Origin of the sequence: Streptomyces sp. NPDC059373, assembly GCF_042751495.1 — a bacterium.
Lineage (GTDB): Bacteria > Actinomycetota > Actinomycetes > Streptomycetales > Streptomycetaceae > Actinacidiphila.
The window spans coordinates 21,139-31,882 of sequence record NZ_JBHYXC010000006.1; the positions used below are offsets into that span (position 1 = coordinate 21,139).

General features: G+C 73.0%; 9 protein-coding genes. 3 read left to right on the forward strand and 6 right to left on the reverse strand.

The window, feature by feature from the left end; genetic code table 11:
• Positions 1–101 precede the first annotated feature (101 nt).
• Positions 102–767 (forward strand): response regulator transcription factor, encoded by a 666-nt coding sequence (locus ACFXJ5_RS12830; protein WP_384630381.1) that lies wholly within the window; start codon positions 102–104, stop codon positions 765–767.
• Positions 764–2,137: an ATP-binding protein gene (locus ACFXJ5_RS12835; protein WP_384630382.1), complete on the forward strand. Its 1,374-nt coding sequence runs from the start codon at positions 764–766 to the stop codon at positions 2,135–2,137. Before ACFXJ5_RS12830 ends, ACFXJ5_RS12835 begins: the two co-directional genes overlap by 4 nt.
• 11 nt (positions 2,138–2,148) lie before the next feature.
• Here ACFXJ5_RS12835 and ACFXJ5_RS12840 read toward each other — a convergent pair whose 3' ends face one another.
• From ACFXJ5_RS12840 to ACFXJ5_RS12860, 5 genes are read right to left on the reverse strand one after another with little or no spacing between them, the layout of a single operon-like run.
• Positions 2,149–2,979 carry a hypothetical protein gene (locus tag ACFXJ5_RS12840; protein WP_384630383.1) on the reverse strand — a complete coding sequence of 277 codons (831 nt, stop codon included), beginning with the start codon at positions 2,977–2,979 and terminating at the stop codon, positions 2,149–2,151.
• 43 nt (positions 2,980–3,022) lie between these two features.
• The gene (locus ACFXJ5_RS12845; RefSeq protein ID WP_384630384.1) at positions 3,023–3,706 is read right to left on the reverse strand and encodes a response regulator; all 684 of its coding nucleotides are present in this window, start codon (positions 3,704–3,706) and stop codon (positions 3,023–3,025) included.
• A complete protein-coding gene (locus ACFXJ5_RS12850) occupies positions 3,703–6,228 on the reverse strand; it encodes an ATP-binding protein (protein ID WP_384630385.1) in 2,526 nt (841 codons plus the stop codon). Before ACFXJ5_RS12850 ends, ACFXJ5_RS12845 begins: the two co-directional genes overlap by 4 nt.
• A 56-nt stretch (positions 6,229–6,284) precedes the next feature.
• On the reverse strand, positions 6,285–6,773 hold the full coding sequence (locus tag ACFXJ5_RS12855) for a universal stress protein (RefSeq protein WP_384630386.1): 489 nt from the start codon (positions 6,771–6,773) through the stop codon (positions 6,285–6,287).
• Between the two features lie 26 nt (positions 6,774–6,799).
• Complete coding sequence (locus tag ACFXJ5_RS12860; protein ID WP_384630553.1) at positions 6,800–8,056, reverse strand: arsenic transporter; 1,257 nt, start codon at positions 8,054–8,056, stop codon at positions 6,800–6,802.
• Between the two features lie 142 nt (positions 8,057–8,198).
• Between ACFXJ5_RS12860 and chrA the strand changes: the two genes are divergently transcribed.
• Positions 8,199–9,401: a chromate efflux transporter gene (gene chrA / locus ACFXJ5_RS12865; RefSeq protein WP_384630387.1), complete on the forward strand. Its 1,203-nt coding sequence runs from the start codon at positions 8,199–8,201 to the stop codon at positions 9,399–9,401.
• Positions 9,402–9,418: 17 nt separating this feature from the next.
• Here the strand turns inward: chrA and ACFXJ5_RS12870 are convergent, their stop codons facing one another.
• Positions 9,419–10,582 carry a permease gene (locus ACFXJ5_RS12870; protein WP_384630388.1) on the reverse strand — a complete coding sequence of 388 codons (1,164 nt, stop codon included), beginning with the start codon at positions 10,580–10,582 and terminating at the stop codon, positions 9,419–9,421.
• Positions 10,583–10,744 lie beyond the last annotated feature (162 nt).

Here is a 10,744-nt window from a genome sequence, read left to right on the forward strand (position 1 = left end):
ACAGCATGCGGGAAGCGGATCGCGCCGGCAGAACCTGTACGCAGCCTGAACGGATCAGGTCGGCGGCCGATCACCGGCGTCGCTCGGGTGATACTGGCCCGATGACCTCCCACCGTGTCCTGGTCGTCGAGGACGACCACGGACTCCGCGACATCCTGGCCCGGGGCCTGCGCGAGGAGCACTTCGACGTGCTCACGGCCGCCGACGGGGCGAGTGCCCTGCGCCGGGTGCGCGAGCGGGTGGACGCCGTGGTCCTGGACATCGGGCTGCCCGACTCGGACGGACGGGACGTGTGCCAGGCGATGCGTGCGTCCGGCGTCGACGCGCCGGTGGTCTTCCTCACCGCGCACGACAACATCACCGACCGGCTCTCGGGCTTCTCCGCGGGCGGCGACGACTACCTGGCCAAGCCCTTCCACCTGGCCGAACTCGCCGCCCGGGTGCGCGCGGCGCTGCGGCGGGCCGGGCGCGAGCCGTCGGTGGAGGTCGAGGAGCTGCGGCTGGACCCGGTGCGGCACGTGCTGGAGGTGCGGGGGGAGCCGGTCTCGATGACGCCCACCGAATTCCGGCTGCTGGCCTGCCTGATGGCGGCCCCGGGGGCAGTGGTGCGCCGGCGGGCGCTGCTGCGGGCGGCGTGGCCCGAAGGCGCGCAGGTCAGCGACAACACCCTCGACCAGTACCTGACCCGGCTGCGGCGCAAGCTGCGTGAGGCGGACAGCCCGCGCGGCATCGACACCGTACGGGGCGTGGGATACCGCTTCGCATGAGCCCGCGTCCCGGCCGCCTCCCCCGTCTCCGCCGCCTCCGTCGTCCGGCCACCCTGCGCGGTCGCCTGGCGCTGGTCGCCCTGGCGACCTCGGCGATCTGGGTGATCGTGCTCACCGTGGGCTTCAACCTCGCCCTGTCGGCGAGGCTGCGCCAGCAGGCCGACGACCTGCTGCGCACCCGGGCCTCGGCGGTGGCGGCGACCGTGGAGGCCCGCCCGGACGGGCGGGTGATCATCCACGAGCCGACCGACGACCGCGCGCTGGATGTCGGCGTCTGGATCTACCAGGGCCACCAGCTGATCGAGCGCCCGACCGCCCCCGGCGAGTCGCATACCGCCGCCGACCGGCTCGCCGGGAACGGCCGCACCTTCGCCGCCACCGCCGAGCCGTACGCGTCCCGGCTGTACGCCCTGCCCATCCGCTACGGCTCCAAGCAGGTGGGAACCGTCGTCGCCTCGGTCGGCCTCGACCCGTACCGCAGCACCGCGGACTCCGCCCTGGCCGGTTCGATCGGGCTCGCCCTGTTGCTGCTCGGCGGGATATATCTCGTCACCCGTACGGTCGTCGGCCGGGCCCTGCGGCCGGTCGCCGAGATGAGCGCCAAGGCCGCCCGCTGGAGCGAGCGCGGCGCCGCCGACCGCTTCGGCGCGGCCGACCGGCCCGCCGAGCTGGCCTCGCTCGCGGCGGGCCTCGACGAACTGCTCGACCGGCTGGCCGCCGTACTGCGGCACGAGCAGCAGCAGTCCGCCGAGCTGTCGCACGAACTGCGCACCCCGCTGGCCCGCATCACGGCCGAGACCGACTGGCTGCTCGCCCGCCCGCGCGAGGAGGCGGAGCAGCACGCCTCGCATGAGGCGATCGCGGCCGCGGCCGCCGGCATGCGGGAGATCTGCGAGAGCCTGCTGTCGGAGGCCCGGACCCGCACCGGGCAGACCCCGGGGCTGTGCGCCCTGCCGGACGTGGCCCGGGACCTGGCCGGCCGGTGGGCCGAGAACCATCCGGACGCCCCGCCGGTCACCGTACGGGGCACCACAGCCGCCGCCGGGGTCTCGGCGGCGGTCGCCGAGCGGATCCTGGGGCCCCTGCTGGACAACGCCCGCCGGTACGCCGTCCGCACGATCACGGTCGCGTGCGTGCAGCGCCCGGGCGCCGCCGAGGTGACCGTCAGCGACGACGGCCCCGGAGTGCCTCCCGAGGTCGGCGCTGCCGTCTTCGACCCCGGACGCCGCGCCGAGCCCGACGACGGCCACGACGGGGCGGGCCTGGGGCTCGCCCTGGCCCGCCGCCTGGCCAGGGCGGCGGGCGGCGACATCGTCCTGGCCGACACCGAGCGGGGCGCGGCCTTCGTGGTGACGCTCCCGGCCGGGTGACGGGCGAGCCGTCACCTCTCGTAGGCGGCCTCGGGCACGGCCTCGGGCTCGGGCTCGACCTCGATGACGTCACGGCGGGTGACGGTCAGGTAGATCACCAGAGCCAGGATCGTGACGAGGAAGATCATGCTCGTACCGATCGTCCCCAGGCCCAGTCCGCCGTCGGCCTTGGCCTGCGACAGGTAGTCGCCGATCGAGGCGCCGAGGGGACGGGTCAGGACGTACGCGATCCAGAAGGCCAGGACGGCGCCCAGCTTGAACCAGTAGTGGGCCGCGGTCACGGCCGCGATCAGGGCACCGAAGAGCAGCGCGGAGACCCAGTAGCCCAGGTTCAGCCGCTCCGCGGTGAGGTCACCGGCCGAGGTGCCGAGGGCGAAGGTGAAGAGGATCGCCAGCCAGTAGAAGCCCTCGCGGCGGACGGTCCTGATGGAGTGGATGGACAGGGTGCGCTCACTCGCGTACCAGGCCGTGAAGGAGATGGCCAGCAGGACGGCGAAGACCGGGGTGGTCACCGTCAGGGACACGCCCAGGTTGTCCGTCAGGTTGTCGCTGACGAGCGTGCCGACGACGCTGATCAGTACGACGGCGAACCAGTAGAGGCCCGGCACGTACGCCTTCGCCCTGAACTGGAAGACCAGGGTGACGACCAGCAGGACGGACATGATCAGGGAGGTGTTGGTCAGGCCGAAGCCCAGATTGTCGTTGAGAAGGTCGGCCGCGGTCTCGCCGACCGTCGTGCACAGAATCTTGATGACCCAGAAGTAGAGGGTGACTTCGGGAACCTTGTTCAGCATCTGACGGCTCCGGAACCGGGTTCCGGGCACATCGGTATGAGTCGCCATGGTCCGGCACGCTGCCATGGCACACCTGAACACAACCTGACTGTCACGGCTCGAAGCGGTAGCCCATTCCGGGTTCGGTGATGAAATGCCTGGGGCGGGAGGGATCCGCCTCGAGCTTGCGGCGCAGCTGGGCCGTGTAGACCCGCAGGTAGTTGCTCTCGGTGCTGTAGGAGGGCCCCCATACCTCCTGGAGGAGCTGTTTCTGGGTGACCAGGCGGCCGGTGTTGCGGACGAGGACTTCCAGCAGGTGCCATTCGGTGGGGGTGAGCCGGACGTCGGTGCCGTTCTTGTTCACCTTTTTGGCCGCGAGGTCGACGGTGAAGGAGCCGGTCTCGACCACGGAGGCGGCGTCCTCGGGTCCGACGGGCGCGGCGCGGCGTACGGCGGCGCGCAGCCGGGCGAGCAGTTCGTCCATGCCGAAGGGCTTGGTGACGTAGTCGTCGGCGCCCGCGTCCAGCGCCTCGACCTTCTCGTCGGAGGTCTGGCGGGCGGAGAGCACGATGATCGGCACCCGGGTCCAGCCGCGCAGCCCGCGGATGACCTCGACGCCGTCCATGTCGGGCAGGCCGAGGTCGAGGACGATCACGTCGGGGTGGCGGGCGGCGGCCAGCCGCAGCGCGGTCGTGCCGTCCTGGGCGGCGTCGACCTCGTACTTGCGCGCCCGCAGATTGATCACGAGCGCGCGGACGATCTGCGGCTCGTCGTCGACCACGAGCACCCGGTTCATATCTGACCTCTCTGGACATTACGGTCCTCTGCGCGGGCGGCGCGGAGGGTCAGGACCATGGTGAGCCCGCCGCCGGGGGTGTCCTCGGCGGCGAGGGTGCCGCCCATGGCCTCGGCGAAGCCGCGGGCGACGGCCAGGCCGAGGCCGACGCCGTTGCCCCGGGGGCGGTCGCCGTGGCGCTGGAAGGGTTCGAAGATGGTCTCCTTGGCGTCGTCCGGGACGCCGGGGCCGCGGTCGACGACGCGCAGTTCGACGCGGTTGCCCAGGGCGCTGGCGGCGACGAGCACCTTGGTGCCGGGCGGGCTGTACTTCACGGCGTTCTCCACGATGTTGGCGGCCGCCCGCTCCAGCAGCCCGGGATCGGCGTCGACCATGGGCAGGCTCTCCGGTATGTCCAGGACGACGCTGCCGTCCGGGACGCCGACCAGGGCGAGCGGCACCACCTCGTCCAGGTCGGTCTCCCCGAGCAGCGGTGTGACCGTGCCGGTGGAGAGCCGGGACATGTCGAGCAGGTTCCCGACGAGGTGGTCGAGCCGGTCGGCGCCCTCCTCGATGCTCTCCAGGAGTTCGGCCTCGTCCTGCGGGGACCAGGCGACGTCGTCGGAGCGCAGCGAGCTGACGGACGCCTTGATCGCGGCGAGCGGGGTCCGCAGATCGTGCGAGACGGCGGCGAGGAGCGCGGTACGGATGCGGTTGCCCTCGGCCTGCCGCTGGGCCTGCTCGGCCTGGTCCTCCAGCCGCTGGCGGTCCAGGGCGACGGCGGCCTGGGCGGCGAAGGCGGACAGCACGCGCTGGTCGGCCGCGGGCAGCACCCGGCCGACGAGGGCGAGCGAGAGCCGGTCGCTGACCGGGACCTCGACGTCGGCGTCCTCCGGCCGGGAGCAGGTCAGGGGGCCGACGGAGGCCACCCGGGTCCAGGCGGCGGGGTCGTCCTCGCGCTCCAGCAGGGCCACCGACTCGACGGCGAAGGTCTCGCGGACGCGTTCCAGCAGGGCGTCCAGCGAGCGTTCCCCGCGCAGCACGCTCCCGGCGAGGTGGGAGAGGATCTCCGCCTCGGACCGCAGCCGGGCGGCCTGCTGGGTGCGGCGGGCCGCGAGGTCCACCACCGAGGCCACGGCCGCGCCCACCGCCGCGAAGACCACCAGGGCGACGATGTTCTCGGAGTCGGCGATGGCCAGGGTGTGGATGGGCGGCGTGAAGTAGTAGTTGAGCAGGGCCGAACCGACCAGCGCGGACGCCAGTGCCGGGAGCAGTCCGCCGAGCAGCGCCGCGGCCACGGTGCAGGTGAGGAAGATGAGCATGTCCGACGGGAGGCCGATCCCGGTGTGGGTCAGCAGCAGGGTGAGCAGCACGGGCCCCGCCAGCCCGGTGAGCCAGCCGGCGATGACCCGGGAGCGGCCGAGCCGGCCGCCGCGCGCGATGGGCAGGCCACGGCCCTTGGCGGCCTGTTCGTGGGTGACGATGTGCACGTCCAGGTCGGGGCCCGAGTCGCGGGCCACGGTGGCGCCGACGCCGGGCCCGAGGACGTACTGCCAGGCCTTGCGGCGGCTGGTCCCGAGGACGATCTGGGTGGCGTTGACGCCCCGTGCGAAGTCCAGCAGCGCGGTCGGCACGTCATCGCCGATGACGTGGTGGAAGGAGCCGCCCAGGTCCTCCACCAGGGTCCGCTGCACGGCCAGTTCCCTGGGTGAGCCGGAGTGCAGTCCTTCGGCGCCGTCGATGTGCACGGCGAGGATCTCGCCGCCCGAGCCCTTGGCCGCCAGGCGGGCGGCCCGGCGTATCAGGGTGCTGCCCTCGGCGCCGCCGGTGAGGCCGACCACGATGCGCTCGCGGGCCTGCCAGACGTCGCCTATGCCGTGGTCGGCCTTGTACTGGCGCATGTACTCGTCGACCCGGTCGGCGACCCAGAGCAGGGCCAGTTCGCGCAGGGCGGTGAGGTTGCCGGGGCGGAAGTAGTTCGACAGGGCCGCGTCGACCTTGTCGGGGGCGTAGATGTTGCCGTGCGCCATGCGGCGGCGCAGGGCCTGCGGTGACATGTCGACCAGCTCGATCTGGTCGGCCCGGCGCACCACTTCGTCGGGTACGGTCTCGCGCTGGCGGACGCCGGTGATGGCCTCCACCACGTCGCCCAGTGATTCGAGGTGCTGGATGTTCACGGTCGAGACCACGTCGATGCCCGCCGAGAGCAGCTCGTCGACGTCCTGCCAGCGCTTGGTGTTGCGCGAGCCCGGCACATTGGTGTGCGCCAGCTCGTCCACCAGGGCGACCTGCGGCGCACGGGCGAGCACGGCGTCCACGTCCATCTCGGTGAAGACCGTGCCCCGGTAGCCGATCTCCCGCGCGGGAATCCGCTCCAGGCCACGCATCAGCTCCTCGGTGCGCGGCCGGCCGTAGTCCTCCGCGTAGCCGACCACGACGTCGGTGCCCCGCGCCAGGCGGCGGTGGGCCTCGGAGAGCATGGCGTACGTCTTGCCGACGCCTGGTGCGGCTCCGAGGTAGATGCGTAGCTTTCCCCGTGCCATGGGGCCACCCTATGGCGATCGACCAGGACAAACGGGATGCCGGCTGGGGGCGGCGTTCACTTTGACGCGTCCTTGATGCCGGGGCCGCCCGGTCCGGGCACGGGATGGGGCCAGACGAGGAGGACCGGGCAGGTGGCGTGGTCGACGACGAAGCGGCCGGCCGGGCCGAGGCTCTTGGGGCCGGGGTGGGCGCGGTCACCGTCGCGGGCGAGGACCAGGAGGTCGGCGCCCTCGGCGGCGGCGACGACTTCGTGCTTGATGGGTCCGTGCCGCTCCAGGCGGGTGCAGGGCAGGCCCAGCCGTTCGGCGGCGTCCCGCAGGAGCTGGTCGGCGGAAGTGGCGGCCAGTTCCTCCAGACGGGTGCCGGGGTCGCGGTCGGGGCGGCCCCGGCCGAGGAGACCGGCGTACGCGCCGTGGCCGGCGGCCGGGGAGTCGGCCCCGGCGACGTGGAGCAGCACGATGTCGGCGCCGGCCGGCGCGTGGGCGCGGGCGGCGTCCACGCAGGCGGGCCAGGTGCCTTCGGCGATCCAGGCGATCACGGTCATGGCCGGCCTCCTCGGCCTCGGGAACCTCACGCTCCGACGACGTGCAGCCCCGCCCACAGCGCCAGGACCGCCAGGGCGAGCGCGGCGGGCACGGTGAGCAGTCCGATCCGGGTGAACTCGCCCAGGTCCACGTCGGTGTCGTGCTCTCGCAGGATACGGCGCCACAGCAGCGTTGCCAGGGACCCGGCGTAGGTGAGGTTCGGGCCGATGTTCACCCCGAGCAGCACGGCGAGGACCGCGCCGGAGCCCGCCGGGACGGCGAGCGGCAGCAGCACCAGGACGGCCGGCAGGTTGTTGATGACGTTGGCCAGGACGGCGGCCAGCCCGGCGATGGCGAACAGTGACGGCAGCCCGGTCCCGTCCGGCACGAGATGCCCCAGGCCGTCGGCGAGGCCGTTGTCGACGACCGCGCGGACCACGATGCCCAGGGCCAGTACAAAGAGGAGGAACGGCACGGCGGCGGACCGCGCGACGGCCCTGGGCGTGGTCCTCCCCCGGGCCAGGGCGCGGACCGCGAGCACCACGGCGCCGGCCGCGGCCGCCCATGCCGGGTTCACCCCGGCCGCGGAGGCCAGCACGAAGCCGCCCAGGGTGCAGGCGACGATCACGACGGTGAACACCGGCACCTGCGGCACCTTGTCGCCGGGCGGGGCCTGGGCACCGGCGTCCAGGTCGGTGCCGAAGAACCGGCGGAAGACCAGGTACTCGACGCCGATCGCGGCCAGCCAGGGCAGCGCCATCAGTGCGGCGAACCGGGTGAAGGCCAGCCCGCTGGCGGCGAACGCCAGGAGGTTGGTGAGATTGGAGACCGGCAGCAGTACGGACGCGGTGTTGGACAGGTGCGTACAGGCGTAGACGTGTGGCTTGGGCCGGGCCCCGAGGCGGGCGGCGGTGGCGAACACCACCGGGGTGAGCAGGACCACCGTCGCGTCCAGGCTGAGCACCGCCGTGATCACCGAGGCGACGGCGAAGACCTGGACCAGCAGCCGCCGGGGCCGCCCCGCCGCGCTCCGGGCCATCCAGGCGCCGCACGCGCGGAACAGCCCCTCGTCGTCGCACAGTTGCGCCAGCACCAGCACCGCCGCCAGGAAGCCGATCACCGGCCCCAGCCGCTCCGCCTCCGCCCGGGCGTGGTCCAGCGAGATCGCGCCGGTGACGATGACCAGACCGGCCGCCGGGACCGCGACGACCGCTTCGGGCAGGCCCCAGGGACGTACCACCGCGCAGGCCAGCACGAGCAGCAACAGCACGGCGGAGAGCGCCTCCGCGAAAGCCGTGTTCAGGATCAGGTCCTCCGGTGCTTCGGTGTGCGTCGGCGAGGTGGGATGGCTGAGGGTTCACCTTCACACGCTAGGGTCACCCGGCGCGGCCCCCAGCCGGCCCGCGACCTGCCCGAGGCCCAGGGGGACGTCACCGGTGGAGACCATGCCCGACCAGCACGACGATCCCGGCAGCGCGCCGGCCCGGGTGAGCCTGGCCACCATCGCCGTCGAATGGGGCCGGATCGGCTGCACCGGGTTCGGCGGCCCGCCCACCCACATCGCCCTCCTGCGGAAACTCTGCGTGGAGCGGCGCGGCTGGATGGGCGCCGAGGAGTTCGAGGACGGCATCGCTGCGACCAACCTGTTGCCCGGGCCGGCCTCGACGCAGTTGGCGATCTTCACCGCGTGGCGGCTGCGCGGCCTGGCCGGGGCGCTGGTCGGCGGGCTCTGCTTCATCGTGCCGGGGCTGGCGCTGATCCTGGCGCTGGCCGCGCTGTTCCTGGCCGGCCATCCGCCGCTGTGGGTGCGCGGCGCCGCGGCCGGGGCCGGGGCGGCCGTCGCGGCGGTGGCGGTGCAGGCCGCCGCGGGCCTGGTCCCGGCGAGCCGGCAGCGGGCCGGGCAGGCTCGAGCCGCGCGGGGCCGGTGGATCGGCTACTTCGTGGTCGGCGGCGCGGCTGCCGCGCTGACCGGCCCGTGGCTGGTCCTGGTGCTGGTCGCCGTCGGCCTGCTGGAGGTCGCGATCCGCACACCGCGTTCGGGCCGTACGGGCCGTACGGGCCGGGGCGCCGGACGCGCCTGGCCGGTGCCGCTGGCGGCCGCCGTCCCGGCGTCCGGCGGTCTGCTCGCGCTCGGCTGGGTGGCGCTGAAGGTCGGCGCGCTCTCGTACGGGGGCGGCTTCGTGATCATCCCGCTGATGCAGTCCGACGCGGTCGACCGCTACCACTGGATGACGGACGGCCAGTTCCTCAACGCCGTGGCGCTCGGCCAGATCACCCCCGGTCCGGTCGTCCAGACCGTCGCCGTTGTCGGCTATGCCGCTGCCGGCGTCGCGGGTGGTCTGCTGGCCGGGGCCGTCGCCTTCGCGCCCTCCTTCCTCTTCGTGATCCTCGGCGGCTCGCACTTCGACCGGCTGCGCGCCAACTCCGCCGTCCAGGCCTTCCTCACCGGCGCCGGCCCCGCCGTGATCGGCGCCATCGCGGGCTCCGCGATCCCGCTCGCCCTGGCCCTTCGCCACCCCTGGCAGTTCGCGGTGCTGGCCGTCGCGGCGGTGTGGCTGCTCGCCGCCCGCCGGGGTGTGGTTCCGGCCCTGCTCGGCGCGGGAGCCCTGGGTGTGGCCGCCGCCCTGGCAGGGCTGCCCGTCGCATAGAGCGTGCGCCGGGCCGCTCAGGCCGCTTCGGAGTGGGCGTCGTGGCCCGCGTCGGGTGAGCCGTGCATCATGCGGAGCATGTCCCGGCCGCCGGTGCGGGCGAAGCGGATCAGCAGGGCGGCGGCCAGGAGGAGGAAGGCGATGTTGAGGAAGGTGGTGTAGTTCCAGGTCACGCCTTCCATGGGGATCTTGGCGTCGGCCTGGTCGGGGATGAGGCCGAGGCCGCCGAAGAGGAACTCGACGACGTAGCCCGCGACCACCATGGCGGCGTAGAAGGTCCCCAGGAGATACAGCGCCATCCTCATGCCGTAGTACTTCCGGTAGATGTTGAGGATCGGCAGGATCAGCAGGTCGGCGAAGATGAAGGCAACCGCACCGCCGAAGCTGATGCCGCCCTTCCACAGCACCACGGCCAGCGGCACATTGCCGATCGAGCAGACGAACGACGCCATGGCGACGAGCGGGCCGATCAGCGGGCCCCAGATCTTCGCCGCCAGCGGATGCCCCGAGAAGAAGAACGTCTGCCAGAAGGACTCCGGCACCCAGGCCGCGATGGCGCCGGCGATCAGCAGGCCCAGCACGATGTCCCGCAGGATCGCGGCCCACTCCATGACGAAGACGTGCGCCACGGAGGTGAACCCCTCCCCCGACAGCAGCCGCCGGGCGAAGGACCCCTCCCGCCGGACCGACATGTCCATCGCGGCATGACCCTCCATGGAACCCGCCAGCCCCCGATCGGCCTGCGCCCGTGCCTCGTCCAGCAGACGGCTGCGCAGGGTCAGCCGGAACAGCAGCGCCAGCACGACGATCATCACCGGGCCGCCGACGAATTCCGCGACCGTGAACTGCCACCCCATCAGCAGCGCCAGGATCACGCCGAGTTCGACGACCAGGTTGGTCGAGGCGATCTCGAAGGCCATGGCAGCGGTGAAATTCGCGCCCTTGCGGAAAAGCGACCGGGCCAGCGCCACGGCAGCGTACGAACACGACGAGGACGCCGCTCCCAGCGCGGAGGCGATCGCCAGCGTGCGGGGCCGGTCGTCACCCAGCAGGCGTACGACCGTCGACCTGCGGACGACGGCCTGGACGACGGCCGACAGCGCGAAGCCCAGGATCAGCGCCCAGGTGATCTCCCACGTCATGGAACCGGCGATGGACAGCGCGTGCAGTACGGCGTGCATGCGTTTCGCCTTACCCGGCGCGGGCGGTCGCTACGCGGCCCGGGCGACGCCTGGCAGCCCCGGGCGCTCGGCGCGCGCCGCGATTTGTTGGTGAACGTGAATTCACCTAAAGTGGTGGAATCACGTTGAACAAAAGCCCCCCCCGGGGGAGCAATGAATTCC